The sequence below is a fragment of the Intrasporangium flavum genome (assembly GCF_001956915.1).
Taxonomy (GTDB): Bacteria; Actinomycetota; Actinomycetes; order Actinomycetales; family Dermatophilaceae; genus Monashia; species Monashia flava.
Genome location: NZ_MLJO01000003.1, coordinates 376,461 through 391,912 on the forward strand (window position 1 = coordinate 376,461; position 15,452 = coordinate 391,912).

General features: G+C 65.9%; 14 protein-coding genes. 8 read left to right on the forward strand and 6 right to left on the reverse strand.

The window, feature by feature from the left end:
* Positions 1 to 457: 457 nt before the first annotated feature.
* Entirely contained in the window at positions 458 to 2,623 is a 2,166-nt protein-coding gene (locus tag BIV28_RS03415) for an RNA-binding domain-containing protein (protein ID WP_076259250.1), read from the forward strand.
* A 340-nt stretch (positions 2,624 to 2,963) separates the two neighbouring features.
* Here the strand turns inward: BIV28_RS03415 and BIV28_RS03420 are convergent, their stop codons facing one another.
* From BIV28_RS03420 to BIV28_RS03430, 3 genes are all read right to left on the reverse strand, one after another.
* Complete coding sequence (locus BIV28_RS03420; RefSeq protein ID WP_076259252.1) at positions 2,964 to 3,233, reverse strand: hypothetical protein; 270 nt, start codon at positions 3,231 to 3,233, stop codon at positions 2,964 to 2,966.
* Positions 3,234 to 3,303: 70 nt separating this feature from the next.
* Complete coding sequence (locus BIV28_RS03425) at positions 3,304 to 4,200, reverse strand: hypothetical protein (RefSeq protein ID WP_207555727.1); 897 nt, start codon at positions 4,198 to 4,200, stop codon at positions 3,304 to 3,306.
* A 212-nt stretch (positions 4,201 to 4,412) separates the two neighbouring features.
* A complete protein-coding gene (locus tag BIV28_RS03430) occupies positions 4,413 to 5,450 on the reverse strand; it encodes a DUF4192 domain-containing protein (RefSeq protein ID WP_076259255.1) in 1,038 nt (345 codons plus the stop codon).
* Between the two features lie 235 nt (positions 5,451 to 5,685).
* Between BIV28_RS03430 and BIV28_RS03435 the strand changes: the two genes are divergently transcribed.
* On the forward strand, positions 5,686 to 5,919 hold the full coding sequence (locus BIV28_RS03435) for a hypothetical protein (protein ID WP_076259257.1): 234 nt from the start codon (positions 5,686 to 5,688) through the stop codon (positions 5,917 to 5,919).
* Positions 5,920 to 5,987: 68 nt separating this feature from the next.
* Here the strand turns inward: BIV28_RS03435 and BIV28_RS03440 are convergent, their stop codons facing one another.
* Positions 5,988 to 7,103: a hypothetical protein gene (locus BIV28_RS03440; RefSeq protein ID WP_207555728.1), complete on the reverse strand. Its 1,116-nt coding sequence runs from the start codon at positions 7,101 to 7,103 to the stop codon at positions 5,988 to 5,990.
* A gap of 192 nt (positions 7,104 to 7,295) precedes the next feature.
* Here BIV28_RS03440 and BIV28_RS03445 point away from each other — a divergent pair, with 192 nt between their 5' ends.
* Positions 7,296 to 8,201 carry a tyrosine-type recombinase/integrase gene (locus tag BIV28_RS03445; protein WP_076259260.1) on the forward strand — a complete coding sequence of 302 codons (906 nt, stop codon included), beginning with the start codon at positions 7,296 to 7,298 and terminating at the stop codon, positions 8,199 to 8,201.
* Here BIV28_RS03445 and BIV28_RS03450 read toward each other — a convergent pair.
* Both BIV28_RS03450 and BIV28_RS03460 read right to left on the reverse strand, forming a co-directional pair.
* The gene (locus tag BIV28_RS03450; RefSeq protein WP_076259262.1) at positions 8,108 to 9,175 is read right to left on the reverse strand and encodes an EcsC family protein; all 1,068 of its coding nucleotides are present in this window, start codon (positions 9,173 to 9,175) and stop codon (positions 8,108 to 8,110) included. The two genes, BIV28_RS03445 and BIV28_RS03450, sit on opposite strands and share 94 nt — an antisense overlap.
* Positions 9,176 to 9,742: 567 nt before the next feature.
* Positions 9,743 to 10,015, reverse strand: a complete 273-nt coding sequence (locus BIV28_RS03460) for a helix-turn-helix domain-containing protein (protein ID WP_341350180.1) — start codon at positions 10,013 to 10,015, stop codon at positions 9,743 to 9,745.
* Between the two features lie 926 nt (positions 10,016 to 10,941).
* On the opposite strand from BIV28_RS03460, the gene BIV28_RS03470 reads away from it, so the two are divergent.
* The 5 genes from BIV28_RS03470 (at position 10,942) to BIV28_RS19870 (ending at position 15,309) form a co-directional block, all read left to right on the forward strand.
* Positions 10,942 to 11,949: a hypothetical protein gene (locus BIV28_RS03470; RefSeq protein WP_076259266.1), complete on the forward strand. Its 1,008-nt coding sequence runs from the start codon at positions 10,942 to 10,944 to the stop codon at positions 11,947 to 11,949.
* 52 nt (positions 11,950 to 12,001) lie between these two features.
* Positions 12,002 to 12,586 carry a hypothetical protein gene (locus tag BIV28_RS19865; RefSeq protein ID WP_207555729.1) on the forward strand — a complete coding sequence of 195 codons (585 nt, stop codon included), beginning with the start codon at positions 12,002 to 12,004 and terminating at the stop codon, positions 12,584 to 12,586.
* Between the two features lie 270 nt (positions 12,587 to 12,856).
* Entirely contained in the window at positions 12,857 to 13,282 is a 426-nt protein-coding gene (locus BIV28_RS03480) for a helix-turn-helix domain-containing protein (protein WP_207555730.1), read from the forward strand.
* 391 nt (positions 13,283 to 13,673) lie between these two features.
* Positions 13,674 to 14,897: a hypothetical protein gene (locus tag BIV28_RS03485; RefSeq protein WP_207555731.1), complete on the forward strand. Its 1,224-nt coding sequence runs from the start codon at positions 13,674 to 13,676 to the stop codon at positions 14,895 to 14,897.
* Positions 14,887 to 15,309, forward strand: coding sequence for a hypothetical protein (locus BIV28_RS19870; protein ID WP_207555732.1), 423 nt, complete (start codon positions 14,887 to 14,889; stop codon positions 15,307 to 15,309). The genes BIV28_RS03485 and BIV28_RS19870 overlap by 11 nt, the downstream gene beginning before the upstream one ends.
* Positions 15,310 to 15,452 lie beyond the last annotated feature (143 nt).

Consider the following 15,452-nt stretch of genomic DNA (forward strand, 5'->3'; position numbering starts at 1 on the left):
TCGCCCGAGGCGTTAGCTACCCGCTGACCCATCAAGATGAAGGTCAGCGCCTCGCGACGGTCACGTTGTAAGGGGTCAGCATTTTCCGGAGGTACTGCAAGCCGGCTGGTGTGCTGAAGTCGGCAGCCTTCCTCGAGGGCACATCACTGTGGGCAGCTACGGGCTCAATGGCATCATTCGGCACGTACGAGCCCCCATGGCGTCACTGCGTCAATGCCAGCGTTGGCCAGCGCTGGGCGGCCTTGCATGAAGCGCTGGGGATAGGGGTGACCTCGAACGCTCCCCACGAGGGCTCCGGTTGCGCTGAGCTGGGCAGCGCCGCCGCCCGGGGGCTTCAGGTGGTCGGTGTGACCTCTGAGCCGTGGACATCGGTAGCCGCCCGAGACTCCTCCTCGCACCCCACTCTCTTGGGGTGACAGCGTGCACGGGACTGCGGAGGGGGTGCGAGCATGTCCCCATGACGACTCACGGGGGTGCCACGACCGGCTTCAGCCTGCAGGGTAGGAGGGAAGCGTTCTTCGATACCCACCCGAAGGCCAAAATCCTCGATGCCGCACTCCAGACGCCTGACAATCGGATTCCGCTCTTCTTCGTGACTTCGCGTGTGGAGCACGCCGACCTCCGAAACGTAGGTTTTGCGCTCGGTCGCCTCGGGGCTGACATCGAGCGCCAGTTTCTGATCAATGGGGAGATAGCCTTCTTCTTCGCCCCTTGGCGCGATTTTCAGCGTCGTTCATTCAACGTGATGACGAACGGGCTCGCGGAGTTCTCCAAGCTGGCGCAGAATTCGGCCGGACGGGGTGAAAGGTTCACGCCCTCGGCCAAGGTTGCGATTCTGGTGTCCGAAGATACTCAAGTCCAGGCGAAGATCGAGGAGTGGCAGAACAGCTCGACCTCTCCGACGCTGATCATCTCGGTCCCTGTGGCTTCCGATGACCCGGAAGTCACTCGGGTGGAACTTCTCAGGCAGCTACGAGCCAGTCTGGGCGATCGGGATCTGTATCGGACGCAGAACCCGGTAACGGGGGACGATTTCTTCGGCCGACAAGAGATGCTTCGGAACGTGGCGGCCGCACTGCAGAGCGACGAGAACGTCGTGATTCTTGGGCTGCGGCGATCCGGAAAGACATCAGTGCTGCGCGAATTGAAGCGACAGATGCTTGCGCGCGGGACGATTGTGACTATGAGTGATCTCCAGGTCCTTGAGGAGCACAGCGTCGGCAGTCTGGCAAAGTCGATTGCAAGCAATCTCGCCGACGACTTGCGTGATGCTCGCCAAGCGGGGCTCTCGGTGAAAATCGGGGACCAGCGTGAGCAGGCGGCTGACAACATGGCCCTGTCGGACCTGTCAGACAGGCTGAAGCGTGTGGCAAACAGGAACGCCGATCTGCGCTTTGTAATTGCAGTAGATGAGATCGAGAGCGCTGCCCGCATTGCCAAGTCGGACCCGGATCAAGTAAGGACTTTCCTCGCCGCATTGCGTACCGCGGCTCAAGCCTGCCCCAACCTGTCGCTGGCATTTTCCGGTGTGGCCAACCGGATGTTCAGGTCCACTGTCCTTGGGCAGGGCCCCTCCGCCGTTGATAACCCGATGTTTGGCCAGGTGAGTAGCACCTATATCACCGCGTTCAACGAGGCTGAGACGGGAGAACTGCTTCTCAAGCTCGGGCGCCCGATGTTCTTGAGTTGGACGGACGAGGCGGTCTCGGACGTTCAGGCCGCTACGGGCGGAATGCCTTACTTCGTGCGCAATCTCGCGTCCGCTGTTCGCAAGAGCATCAAGGACAGCGAGAACACGGCTGACTTCGCGATGGTCACCGTCACGGCGGCTCATGTGGCCGCAGTCCTGCCCTTGTGGCGGGAGGACGCCGGTCACGATTGGCGCCAACTGATCGAAGCGCTCCGCCTCCACTATCCGGAGGCGGCGGATCTGCTTGACCCGTCGTTGTCGGGGGATGAACTGGATCAGTGGATCCAAGCCGATGCCACCACGCGAGACGCCGCTGAGGATCTTGCTCATCTCGGGCTACTTGTACGCGAAGAGGCTGGCGCATGGCGGCGCACTGAGGCACTTCAGGCCATCCATAGGCTCATTGCTGAGAGGCCTATGGAGAGCGACGCGGATGAAGACCAAGATACGGAGACTGAGGAGGGCATACTCGCCCTTATAAGGCGCGGGGAGGCGCACAGCCTGGAGCTGAAGGAAACCTTCCGCATCAACTCACACACAGGCCAGAAGGACGCCAGGATGGAGGGAGAAATCGTCCGAGCAGTCGCCGGCCTCATGAACGCCGACGGTGGCCGGCTGATTGTGGGCGTTCACGACTCGGGAGAGGTGAAGGGCTTGAAGCGCGACCTGCAAGTATTCGGCGAGAGCCTCGACAGGTTCGAGCGGTGGATACTCGGTGATCTACTCGGGAAGCGCATCGATCCAGTCCTTGTGTCCAAATCCGTGCGCCTATGGTGGGTGCGCGTGCGGGGAGCGCAGATATGTGCGTTGGAGATTCAGAAGACGTCCGAGCCAGCATGGGTGGATGACGAGCACCTGCACGTACGGGCGGGGAATCAAACCCTCGAGTTGACTGGGCGAAGGCTGGCTTCTTTCCTCGCGGAGCGAGCCTAGTCCCGACGTTGCACCCTCTCTCCAGGGACTTGTCGGCGACAAGCCCATCGACGTAGGTGAAGAGTGAGGTGCGGCCAAGATCGTTTGTGTCGGGCCGGAAGTACGGCCGCCTATGGGGCCGCCGGAGCCGACGCTGGCGTCACGGAATGGGCGGCGACCTGCCGTTCGGAGAGTTCTGATGTGCCGTGGAGCGGCGCACGTGGTCTAGGAATTGTCCAAGCGCCTCTAGACCCCTTTCCGGGAGGCAGCAACAGGCGCTGGGGCGGTGCCTGCCCGACGCGGAGCGCGGTAGAGCCATTGGGCTTCGTCGAGGACACCTCCACGCGAAGCATGGTGGCGTTCACAGTGGCTCGTCTTCCAGGTCGTAGCCGCTGCCGTACTCGGAGCCGTAGGCCCAACGACGAGAAGGGCTTCCGGTGCCGGGACTCACCGGCCGGGACAGCACGGCGACGACGCCCTCGACGGCCTTGACACAAACGAGGACGACGTCGGCCAAGTCATGGACGGCGCGGAGGCCGGCCGTCGCGGTCTCCGGCTCGTGTTCGCGGAGCTTGGCGTAGGCCACGACAACGAGGGCCGCCGCTGCGGCCACGGACATGACGATGATCATGGGTTCTCCTCTGGGACAAGGGCGGGAGGCCCGCCGACGGGCGACGGGCCTCCTGCGATGAAGTGGTGGGTCAGTGCCGGGCGCGGGCACGACGGGCGCGTGCCTGGGCCTGCTGGGCGCGGCGTTCGGCCCGGTTGCTGGGTCCGTACGAGTCGGTCCACTCGTCCGTCCCGATGGGGTACTCAGGCTGAGCCGTCTCGTGGCCCATGCCGGGCTCGGTCACGCTGACGAAGGGCGCGGAGGGCTGACCCGGCCGCGAGGCGGATGCCGCTGCTGGTGTCCACGTGGTCCGCCAGCCGGTGACCAGGTCCGCCAGTAGGCCCGGAGCGATCACCAGCGGAAGCAGCAGCAGCTCGAGGCCCCAACGCAACCACGAGCCGCCGACGAGCCGGCCCAGGAGTCGGTGCACGACGGTGGACTGGCTGATCGGACGAACCAGGACCGCCAGGGACCGGATGCCCTCGACCAGGGCCTGCGTCACCGGGTGGGCGGCCACCGCGACGAAGACGCGCTGGACCGCGGTGCCGGTGGTGGCCAGCCCGGTCGCGATCCGGGTGCCGGTCGGCCCGCATCTACCCAGCAGCGAGCGGGTCTGCTGCCAGAGGGCCTTCGCGCCGGCGACGACCTTCGAGCCGAGCCAGCGGCCGACTCGGACCGTCGCCCTCCACACCGCCGGGATGCTGAGGACTGCGGCGGCGGCCGTCACTGGCCCGACGGACCCGAAGAGGTCACGGACCCGGATGAGGCCAGTGGCGATGCGCGACCAAACAGGGCTGCCACCGATGGCGGACAGTACCGTGCGGGCCCGTGTCAGGACCCAGCCTGCTGCGCCACGAGGCAGGGCGAGCAGGGTGTCGAAGGCCTGTCGTGCCGCCCTACGAAGGCGGAGCAGGAGCGCGAACCGTTCTTTCTGGGGTGGGGCCGGGACGGCGTAGAGGGCTGGGCTGATGGGTTCTGCAGTGGACATGCTTGATCTCCTTGATGGTTCAGGCCCGGCGGCGGCTGCCTCGGGCGTGAGAAAGGCCCACCGCGGGGTGCGGCAGGCCTGGTCTGGTGGGTGCTCTTGTGCTGGTGGAGGGGGGAGGGTGGGGCAGGTTCGGCATCCCTTTCCCCCGTACGCGTGAACCAGTGAGGAGCGTTGGCTCGTTTCTGCCCCCGCTGCCCAACGGATGACGACCGTCAAGGCCGGTCGGGTCGGATGCCTTCGTCGAGCATCAGGGTGAGCAGCTGGGCCAGCCGGTAGTCCGGGTCGCAGCGCAGCGCCCGGTCGAGGGCGACGCGTGCCAGGGCTCCGTCGCCGTGCCACCACGAGTAGGTGGCCAGGAGGGTCAGTGCTGGTGCGGCGTGCTCGTCGGTCGCGTGCCGGCACAGGTCGAGGAGCCGAGGCTTGACGGAGCCAGGTGCCATGTCCACGCCGTCCTCCTCCTCGGCTGCGCGTATGGCACGGCTGCACGCGTCGACCAGCGCTTGCGTCTCCTCAGGTAGGACGTCGCGCTCGAGGCCAGTCGGGATGAGCACGACGGCGAGCCCGTCACGGGTGGAAGTCTCCTTGAGCGACTGCAGGGCGATCGCGGCGTCGGCGACGGCGAGCGTGCCGTCGGACTGCGTCAGGACTCGAGCCCAGACGTCGGGGAGGCGGTGACGGCCTCTCCTGTCCGCGAGGATGGCGGGCACCTCGCCGGTGCGCCTGATCAGGTCGGCGACGTCCTGCGCGGCCCGGCCTTCCTCGACCTGGGCCGCGAGCGTCTGGCGATCGGGTAGCGGCGCGCTGCCACGGCCGACGAACTCGGCGATGGTGGATGCCACGTCCACAGCCGGCCGAAGCGGGGTGCCCTCCGGTGGGCAGCAGGACGGGCGGTCGCAGTCTAGGGAGCGCCATCGCCCGTCGTGGACCACGAGCCGGTCCCGGATGGCAACCCCTTGGGCAGCGAGCCGGTCGGTCACGGCCTCGAGGAGTGGCCGGCTCTGATCCACTGTGTCTTCGTAGCCGACGACCAGCGCGGCCTCGGCGGTCTCCCGGCGCACATGCCGGACGAGGGCTTCGGCGACCTCCTCGAGGCGTTCGGGTGCAGGCAGGTCGATCCGCTGGGTCAGGTCGATCCTGTTGTCGCGGAGGGCCATCACGACGATGGCGTGTTGCGGCTGGAATCCGAGCAGGTGCGGGATGACGGCGAGCAGCTCTGCAGGGCTGCGCAACTTGATGGGTGGTGCAGTCATGGTCTTCCTTTCGGTAGGCCCGGCAGGTTCCGGGCACGCGAAAGGGCCCGCCACGATGTGTAACGGGCCCTTCGTGAACTCTTGTGAGGGGGTTTCTCCAGTCCACCGTTGGACGTGGTTATCCCAATGCCTCGTGGGGCCTATTTTATCACCCAATCCCCTTGTGTCAGAGTAGATTTCCGCCGTCTCGGCGCGGCCCCACGGTGGACACGTTGCTCATCAGTACCTTGGACGCATGGTCACCGGTTCGACGTCCCGCAGCAGCTCGTGGCAGTGGTTCTGGGTCTGTCTCATCGACGAGGCACGTCCGCCGTGGAGCCCCGGCACGGTGGCTGCCGCTCGGTCGCGCATCGACGAATTGGTGGCCAGGGTGGCCGAGGTCGAGGCGGATGTTGCGCGGGCCTGCGGCAGGGCCGAGTCCGCCGCTAAGCGCGTGGAGGATGTCGTCCGAGGGATGGAACGCTGGTGACGGTCCTCCGCGCACCTTGGTGACGCCAAAGGACTCCGCTCGCGGCAGCGACAGTCGACCAGTACCGCTTACTTGGTAGGGGACGGCGTCGGTTGCGCCCACGTCTCGAACCATGCTGCGGTCTCCGTGATGGCGTAGTGATTTGCGTAGTCTTCGCGGCCCGGCGTTTCGCCCTCTGGTTTGCAGGTCGTGTCCGTGGCGATCCAGTAGTTGAGGCCGCCGTCGTTGTTCCTGTCGGCGTACATGAGGTACGTCTGACCGTGTGCGACGGACTTCACCCGGGACTCGGCGATGACGGGCAGGTATGAAGCGTTGACGCACGGGTCGTTATCGGGCGCAGGGATCGGGCCGTTCAACAATGGCTCGGTCTGAAGACGGTCTCCGCGCGCGTAGGCGATTCGCACGCCGACTATGAGACGGTTCTTGCCCGCAGGGGCGACGAGGGCGAGCGAATCCGAGAGCACTGTCCCGGCGTCGATCCACGATGCCTGGGCCACCGGACGTGTGGAGCCGCAGTTGGGTCCGTGGCTCATCGTCACGAGGTCATCTTCAGGAGTGCCTTGTTTGTCGACCCAGCAGTAGGTCGCTAGAGAGACGAGGACCAGTGCCCGAGTCTGCCCCTTGTTCTCCACGTTCATCGAGAGGCGCACCATGGGCGCGCCGGATGCAGCATCGGTGCCCTGAGTCTCCACGCTCGAGGTGATGGAGATGGCGACCTTCTGCGTGGCTTCGGTGAAGGCAATGGTGTGCCAGGCTTGAATTGCGGGGAGGATCGCTGCCAGCGCGGCCGCCAGGAACTTGTCCCGCCGGTCCTTTAGAAGGTCTCCGGGGAGCGTGCGCCACATCCACACTGCGATCGTCACTGCCGCGGCCAAGGCGCCAACAGCCATCCTCATCACTCCCGCGCGAGCAGGAGTGGGCAGGCCGGCGAAGAGCACCATGATGCTCGCCATCGCGGCGGCCACAGCTCCAGCAAGACAGAGGTACCCGGCCAGCGGCCACTTGGCCAGTAGGGCCCCGAGGATGCCGCCAGTCAGGATGACAGTCAGTGAGAGGAAGAGGGCGTCCTCGAGCGTGTCGACCGCGGACACCGTGGCCGGCCGGGGCTGGGTCCAGAAGAGGACCGCGAGGTAGGCGCTCGGTGATAGACCCACGACGGCGATCCACCGCCGATGATCACGCATCCGGTCCCCCTTCAGCCGCTCTGGCCAAGCGCCCGCCCCGCTGTCTGATAGTCGCATAGGGGCCGAGCATGAAGGCGGTTTCGGGTGCTGCTTTGCATGGGGCAGCGACGCCCGCTGCACCTCCGATAACCCGGCGAGAAGCAAGCGGATGAGAGTTCCATCAGAAACATGACACTCAGCCCAGCTGTTCAAGTGATTCACGACGAGTACCTGCTGCCCTACACCGGCCACACACGCGACCTCTACAGCTACTACCTCGACCGGTACCTCGACTGGTGTGCCCTGCAGGCGTACGAGCCACTGACCGTCACCCGAGCCGACGTCGAACGTTACGTCCACCACCTCCACATCGAGCTGGGGCTGCGCCCGTCGACCGTAGCCACGGCCCTGACCCCAGTCCGGGGCTTCTACCGCTTCGGCTACCACGAAGGGGCCATGGACCGAGACCCTGCCGTCCACGCACGGCGGCCCCGCTACTACTATCGCCCCAGCGACACCCTGGGACTCGAGCGCTCGCAACTCACCGCCTTCCTTGCCGCCGGGGCCTCAATGGGCGGACGCTACTACGCGGCCGCGTTCCTCCTCGGCTGCATGGCGCTTCGCGCCAGCGAAGCCTGCTCCCTAGTAGTAGGCGACTACCAGGAGACAGTGCGGGGCCACCGCGTCCTCGCCTTCACGGGCAAGGCCGGCCTCCCCGCCCAGATGCCACTACCCGTGCCCGTCCTCCGTGCCCTCGACGCCGCCGTGGGCGAGCGCACCGACGGTCACATCCTGCTTCGGCTGGACGGCCTGCCCTTGGGCCGATCAGGCTTGAACACAATCGTGGCCACCATTGGACGACGAGCCGGCATCGAGCACCGCATCAGCCCCCACATGCTGCGGCACAGCGCCATCACTAACGCCTTGGAGGCAGGGGCGTCTCTCAGGAAGGTGATGGACCTGGCTCGGCACAGCGAGCCTCGCACCACCATGAGGTACGACCGGAACCGCACCCAGCTCGACGATCACGCAGTCCATGCGCTCGTTTCCTTCATCGTGCCCGTGGGTGCCGAGGACACTGAAACAGCCAGCTCAAGGGGGGCCGCCTCCCCGGGGTGACCGTCTGCGGGTGACGGGCTATCGGGGTCCAGGTCGTACCGGCGTAGGGCGGCCGGCATGGGTAGACCGTACTTCTCGGATAGAAACCGAGTCTGGCAGAAGCGCTCGGCGTCCTTCGCCACCCGTGCGAGTATCTCGGAGTTGGCGCCTGAACTGAGAAGGATGCTGATTACGGGGAGCGCCTTCGCGACGTGCTTGACGCTCACGACCTGGCCCTTGGGAAGCCACTTCTGCATGAGTTTCTCGACTGCCTCGATCAGCCGATGGTCCTGTCGCAACTTCTGGGACCACCTCGATCGCCCTTTGATGGCCTGGTAACCCCGCGAGGCGTCAACCAGCGGCTTGGCCTTGCCGGCCTGGAGAGTGAACGACCTGCGGACGAGGTGCTCGATGAAGGCCCGCTCTTCGGGGTTCTTAGCGTCGAAACCGTAGGCGTACGCCGTACGGCTGGCGATGGAAACGCTCAAGATCTGGATAACAACGATGTCGGCCGTCATCGCAGCCGGCAGTCCTGCGACGGGTACCAGTGCGAGAGCACCGATGCCAGCCCCCTCAATGGCCCCGGCAGACCGCCACTTCAAGGTATGGGCCGTGAGCAGCCGGTCACAGTCCCGGAGGTCACGGTCCCGGAGTTCGCTGAAGTGGTCGATCGGGATGCGGCGCTTCTTGGCGATGTCGACCACAGTCTGAGGATCGTTCAGCTCCATCGCCCACTCGTCGACCAGGGTGAGTAGCGCAAGCGCACCCTGCAGAACCGGCCGAAGTGCCCGGTCGAGCACCGCATCGGCGGCCCTGCCCGCCTGTTCCCAGACCGCATCCGGAATGGCCTCGCCCGCCTTCTCCGCCGCACGAGAGGCGGCCTTGGCGGCGTTCTCGCCGGCTTTGTGCGCCCAGTTTGGCAACCCACGGGCATTATTCCGCTTGTCCCAGTGGGTGTTGAGGCGCTCCCACTGTTTGCGCTCGTACGAACTCATGGACGCCTCGCCTCGCGGTGTCGGCGTCGTCGGGTCAGTCACCAGTTCTCCGTTCGGGCGTCGCCAGTGGGGTCTGGGAGTCGGGCTTGTGAAGATTGCAGACGCTGAAGGGAGATGCTAGGGGACAAGTAGGCCGCATTTGCGACGATTTGGGCTCGCAGGACTCCTCGGCCGGCCTGGCGACTCTGCACTCGAAGTGCCGCGGCATCGACGGCTGCCGCGGCTGGAACAGGCCGAACACGTGTTCGACTATGCGCCACACTGGTGCAATGGCAGCCGGATCGGGACGCGGGCACGAGCACCCCATCCCTCCCGTGCCGCCAGCCCGCCAGCACTGCTGGGTTAACCACACCGCGGAGAACGGAGGCCCTCACCCGGGGCTCGTGACGGCGTGGCAACAACGAGACGGCCGCTGGTGGGCCCGAGTCACCTACCTCGTCGTCGAGGCGGACGCCGTCGTCGACCAGTGGGTCCGCGCAGACCAGCTCACGCCGGTGACCGCGCCGGGTCGGCATGTCTGAATCAGGGTCGATACCTAGCGAGTCCCTGAGCGGCAGGGCCGCTGCCTCAGCCGGGGAACGGGTTGTCCTTCACCCATCGAGCCGTGGCCTCGTGCTGCTCGTCGATCCAGGCCTCAAGTCGGCTGCGTTCGACACGCCACTGCCCGCGGCCCCCGAGGCGCATCGCCGGCATCTCTCCCGATCGCACCAGCGCTCGCACTTGAGCCACCGAGGTCGACAGCAGGGCGGCCACTTCCGGCATGCTGTAGAGCCGCGGTTCCACGCCGACAGCGGGCGCGTCCTCCTCGTGCTGCAGCTCTTGATCAGCCATGCCGGTCATCTTGTCAGGATCAGCAGGCTGGTTGGAGTCTCCACGGGACGGAGCGACACGGCTGAACCCGCGGTGCTCACCCAGTGCGGTGGAGGCACACAGCGGGCGCGGCGAACACCTTGATGATCAGCGTGGCCTCAGCGCCAGACAGAGGCACGACCTCGAGCCCCACCGAGGTGGTTGCCTTCACGGCCAGCCGTGACCTTGGCACGCCAGGGGTGGCGGATGTGGCGTGTCTCCAGTTTCGTCCTACGCACGCGCGCATAACGTGCGATGCACCGTCTGTGCCACACCCGCCACCCTGCCGCTCTACGGCAGATGCTGTGCGCGACCTCATGCTCGTTAAGCCGGACGCCCCATCTTCTGCTCGGTGAGTCCCACCTCGTGGGCGCTAAGCCCCCTCATAACCTTGGCGAGGCGTTGCCGATGCCCGACGAGAGTCTCGATCGCCCGGTCGACGGCCGGCAAGAGCTCGTGTCCCAATGGGGCACGGGTACGCAAAGCCCTGGCCTTGCTCTCCACCGCCAAGCACAGGCGCATTTGCTCCGTGATGTCGAACCGGTGATTGGGCCGTGAGCCCTCCGGCTCGGGAGCGCCGGAGTGCTCCGAAGCCGTCAAGGCCTTGTCTCAAGGACGCTCCCGGGGCCTCACCCGGGCATGGTCGTGGAGTGGTAGCAGCGCGACGGCGCCTGGTTCGCCCTCCGTCGCCTACGTCATAGAGGTCGGCGGGGCCCTCAACACCAGCGACTCTCGGCTGAACGGCTGACGAAAGTCGGGTGACGCGAAGGGCTCGAGGGACCGTCGCGGTTCGCTCTCCGAGGGTTCCTGCATGAGGGTGATGCCAACCGATGCTTCGAGTCTTTCGGGCCGTGCCGCGTGGTCCCACGGCCTGACCGTGATGTCATCTCCGAGTGGCCAAGCGGGAGGAGAGATGAGTGGCCGAACTGATGCGTGAGCTTTTCGCGCCCGAACCAGAGCAGTGGGGGCTCCGCGGTGACCCGTGGGTATGGGAGGCGATGCGTTCCCGTCTCGCAGAAACGCCCGTCCCCTCGAGCCGCGAGGCCGCGGAGCGGCTACTCAAGGACACGTTCCGGTCCATCGTCGGGGTCGACGTCACGGCCGACCCCCTCCCGGAAGGCAGCCAGCAGGTCTACCGGGAGGAGTTCGCTCACGGCGGCATGTCCAGCGGATACGTCGACGTCGCCGAGTGGCAACGCCGACTGATCCCGCTCCTGGTGAGCCGCGCCGGCGCGAGCGCTGCCGTTAGCATCCCCGACACTCATCAGGTGGGCGCGCACTCTGATGTCATCCGCGCCGAGCATGCCGGCGCCTTCGAGGCAGCCTGGCGCGAGATGGCCGAGCAGTGCCACGACACCGTAGCTCCGGAGGCGACCTATCAGGCCTGGCTCGCGCACTTCACCATCAACCGGCTAGGCCCTCTGCACGTCGTGCGTGAGGTCGACTTCGGCGCCCGATACCTAGGGCCGGCTGCCGCCGCGCACTTCAGGCCCGTCGGCAACCTCATGGTCGACATGCTGGTCCTGCGTCAACCGATCGTGCATCTCCCCCGCCGTGCCGCCCTCGGGGCGCGCGACCTGCCCGACGGTGCGCCCAACCCGCGATCAGGCCTGAGCAGGCTGGCCGACTTCTCCGTCATCACCGAGCTGAAGGTCTCCGCGACCCAGAGGGACGGTCTAGATTACGGAGAGGTAGTCAGGGACTTTCGCAAGCTCTCGGTCATCCTCGACGCAGCCGAAAAAGCTCACCCAGGGAGCCCGCTCCCCGCGGCCTACGTCGGCGTATTCGCGAACGCGGACAAGCCACGGCTCAACTTCGGTCTGTTGCAACGCAAACTCCGAGGCGCCGATCTGCGCTCCGACGTGCTCATGGCCGCCTTCGACTCGGCGACCGGCGATGTCTCGTTCGAGTCAGCAGCCGGGTGAGAGAACTACGAAGGCTCTACGTAACCCCCTGGTTGTCGAGCATGATGCTGCGGTGAGTACTACTTGCTCGTTTTGGCAGCAGGTCGCGCTGAATTCGGTCGGTCCTGCGCTGACGATAGTCGTAGGGACGGTTGCCGTAGGCGGCCTTGTCTCTTGGTTGCAGCGGCGCCGCGAGTCTCGGCTTAATCGTCAAGACCTGACGGTCGAGATGTTTCAGGTCGCGTATGGGTTCTATACGCCCGTAGAAGACGAACGAAATCGCATTCACTACGGAACCTCCAAGCCGGGATCTGAGAAACTGGACTCAACCTTCGAGCAGTTTCGAATCGCAGGACGCACCATAGAGGCGCGACTGCGCGTTCCCGCTCAGGGCAGCGAGGACAACACGTCGCGTTGGTTGTGGCATTGCGTCCTGGACCTCCTCACGCTGCTGTACTTCCATCAGCGCTTCCCTGCCCTGCGGACCACGGAGTTGATTGCTGGGCAGGTCGAGGAGCACGCCCTCACAAACAATCGGGAGCAGGTGCCAGAGGACCTAGTTCAGAAGTATCTTCGGCCCGACGGGCTAGAAGAGCCGGACGAAGTCAAGCGAAGGTTCGCCCAGGCACTGGAGGATCTGATCGAACATCGTCGGTGACTCAGACGCGGGGGCGGCCGCTCCATTGGTGTAACCCCCTCCGCGGCTCGCGCGACGGCCCCGGCTGAGTGCACAAGATCCACGCCAGGTCAGGAGTCCGCAGTTGGCACGAAGGACCGAAGGACCGCTGCGATTTAACAGCTGAACGCCTTGCGAGGGTTTTGGGTCGGTCCCCGGGGGTCTTTCGGGGACGGCGTAACCGGGCTCGTGGGCTGCCGCCGAGGGCGAGTCGTCCGTGCCCCCGGCTTCAACGGGTCGAGAATGGTTTCCATGAGCGTCCCGGCCGCCATCCCTCTCGTCACCGGCAAGCATCGCAACCGAGCCCTCGCCGCGGCGCGTCAAGCCCGCGCCGTCCAGCTTGCGACGGAGGGGCGCACCTACCAGGAAATCGCCGACGAGCTCGGCTACGCCAACCGCGGCACCGTCTACAACATCGTCCACGACGCCCTCGCCCGGGATCGCAAGGACGCAGTCCAGGACCATCAGCGGCTCGAGCTGGCACGACTGGACGCCCTCCAAGCCGCTCTGTGGGACCGGGCGATGAGCGGCGATGTTGAGGCGGCACGTGAGGTTCGCGCGGTCATCATGGCTCGCTGCCGGCTCTTCGGGTTGGACCAGAGACGGAAGCGGTCTACCGCGTGGACACCGCGGACGGTTGTCCTGTCCGCTGACGACCTTGAGGCCCTCGGCGTTTGAGAGGACGTCTACCCTCATCCGCGCATAGGCGCCATCGCTTCCGGGATGTCGTTAACTCGCCGGAGTCTTAGACCAATGCCGGCACATGGCGGCCGGATCTGTCGTGGCCCCGAATAAGTCCGACACGCCACCGTTGCATCTCTGGCGTTGCATAGCAGTCACCCCCGCGGACCCGCTGTCCGACGAATGCGCGAACAAAAGCAGATCATCCATAAGGTCACGCCCGCCTTCCCCTTGGCGCGTGGGCACTCCCGCCCCATCGGTCAATGGCCCCGGGCGGGCGTCTCTTCTAGCGCCGGACCTGCCGCGCTGACTGCCGCGCCCGCTCCCTTTTCGCGAGTCCGGCAGACCGAGGGGCAAAGTGCCCTTCACGCTCGGACAGCCTGCTACCGTGCGCATCATGCCGGACTCAGGGGACTCCGCTGAGGTCAATGACGACCTCGCCGCCGACGTGGATGCTGACGCCGATGAGCCCAATGAGGGCGCGTGGTTCGCGGAACTCAAGCTTGACGGCGAGCGCTTCAGGGCCCTTGGCCTCCCAGCGGAGTCGGTCATCGAAGTCACGCACTATCGCGACGCCGTCTTTGAGGTGGCGCGCCAGATCTACTTGGACCGGCATCCAGACAAGGAGCGCGCCCCGCGCGGCTTCGACAAGGCCTTCGACCTTCGCCTGATCAGGGTGGATCGAGGCAGCGCCCAGACGCGCGTCCGCCTACATCGAGCGGCGCGCTACGAGCGAGCCGACTACGACGAGTGGTTCTCGATCTACGGGGAAGCGGCGGACTCCTTTAGAGATGTCATCGCTACCGTCCAGTCGAGCAGCTCGGTTCCGCAAACGGTGACGCCGCGACAGCGTCAGGCCTTTCGCAAAGTGGGGTCGACGCTCAAGTCGGATGAGAGCGTCACTGTCGGCTCCCACGACGGCACTGCCGTCGCTAAGCTTGACGACGAGGTACGAGTCACGCTCGCCGCCATCGACGCGGTCGTAGATAACACTCCAGTGCCGCTGTCAGTGGTCGGCGTCATTGTTGAGTTCGACAGCGTTGACCAAACCTTCGAGCTCCGCCGCGACAGCGACAACGGTCGCGTTCGCTGCTACTTCGGCTCGTACATCGCTGGCCTCGCCAGCACGGTTCGCCGCGTAATGGCCGAAGACGGCGTGACGGCCCCAGACGTGCAAGTCACCGGCTTGGGCATCGCAGACGCGCATGGCTTGTTCTCCCAGCTCGCAGACGTGTCGGAGATCGAGGTCATTCGCCCGTGGACGGAGAAACGGTTGCATCGGAAGCTTGCCGCCATCGCGGCCCTAGAGCCGGGCTGGCTCGGGCCTGGAAGCCAAGCTGTGCCGGAGGACGTTCGCCAGCACTTCGAGGAGGTCGTCCCCGCGCTCTCGCGCGTTGACGTGCACATCGGAGTCGCCGCCACCGCAGATGGGCACCTTGCGTTGGAGTGGAAACGCGACGCGGTCGAGTATCTCGCGGAGATCGAGCCCTCAGATCGCCTGTACCTGTGTGTCGACGACCGGCAATCAGGCACTCTGCTCGACGCCGAACTTGGTTGGGACGCAGCCGTAATTACCAGTTTTGCCCAGGGGGACGTAAGCCATGTCGGATGACCACGCGAAGGCGTCGCTAAAGATCGACGATCTGGACGAGGTGCTCCTTCGACAGGTTCACCCTGTCCACCTCGACGAGGACGCAGTCGTCCAGAGCGTCGCGTTCAATCCGAGCCGCGAGCATCAAGGCCTGCTTTCGACCCTGCGCGAACGGGTCGGGGCGGAGGAGGCTTACCGGCGACACAAAGACGCGGGACTGGCGTCAGCCGGAACGTGGGGCGTCTCCGTGCGCGAAGCTGACGAGAACTCGCTCCCTTGTCTCGACGACGAGCACCTGCCTGACTCTCCGCCAGACCACGCCTCCATCGACTTCTCGGCCCTGAGTCGGAAGGGTGCGGTCCGCGCTGCCAAGCTGCTGCGTGACGCTGCTGTAGCGCGGGGGTGCCTCCACCCGGCCGAGGACGCTAGCTGAAACCATCTGCGCGCACCACAACAGCTGCCGGCCCGCGCCGCGCAGCTTCGTCAGGTCTTCCGACGAGAGCTGCCGGGCGATGCGCCTCGACGCCAGGTGCTCTCGCGACACGATCGGTACGTCTCGCCAGCGAGGATCTCCGC

Excerpts from the sequence above, each read along its gene's own strand:
- BIV28_RS03450 (WP_076259262.1), bottom strand. The coding sequence starts at position 9,175 with ATGAGTTCGTACGAGCGCAAACAGTGGGAGCGCCTCAACACCCACTGG.
- BIV28_RS03435 (WP_076259257.1), top strand. The coding sequence starts at position 5,686 with ATGGTCACCGGTTCGACGTCCCGCAGCAGCTCGTGGCAGTGGTTCTGG.
- BIV28_RS03415 (WP_076259250.1), top strand. The coding sequence starts at position 458 with ATGACGACTCACGGGGGTGCCACGACCGGCTTCAGCCTGCAGGGTAGG.
- BIV28_RS19870 (WP_207555732.1), top strand. The coding sequence starts at position 14,887 with ATGTCGGATGACCACGCGAAGGCGTCGCTAAAGATCGACGATCTGGAC.
- BIV28_RS03430 (WP_076259255.1), bottom strand. The coding sequence starts at position 5,450 with ATGACTGCACCACCCATCAAGTTGCGCAGCCCTGCAGAGCTGCTCGCC.
- BIV28_RS03425 (WP_207555727.1), bottom strand. The coding sequence starts at position 4,200 with ATGTCCACTGCAGAACCCATCAGCCCAGCCCTCTACGCCGTCCCGGCC.
- BIV28_RS03440 (WP_207555728.1), bottom strand. The coding sequence starts at position 7,103 with ATGCGTGATCATCGGCGGTGGATCGCCGTCGTGGGTCTATCACCGAGC.
- BIV28_RS03480 (WP_207555730.1), top strand. The coding sequence starts at position 12,857 with ATGAGCGTCCCGGCCGCCATCCCTCTCGTCACCGGCAAGCATCGCAAC.
- BIV28_RS03460 (WP_341350180.1), bottom strand. The coding sequence starts at position 10,015 with ATGACCGGCATGGCTGATCAAGAGCTGCAGCACGAGGAGGACGCGCCC.
- BIV28_RS03420 (WP_076259252.1), bottom strand. The coding sequence starts at position 3,233 with ATGATCATCGTCATGTCCGTGGCCGCAGCGGCGGCCCTCGTTGTCGTG.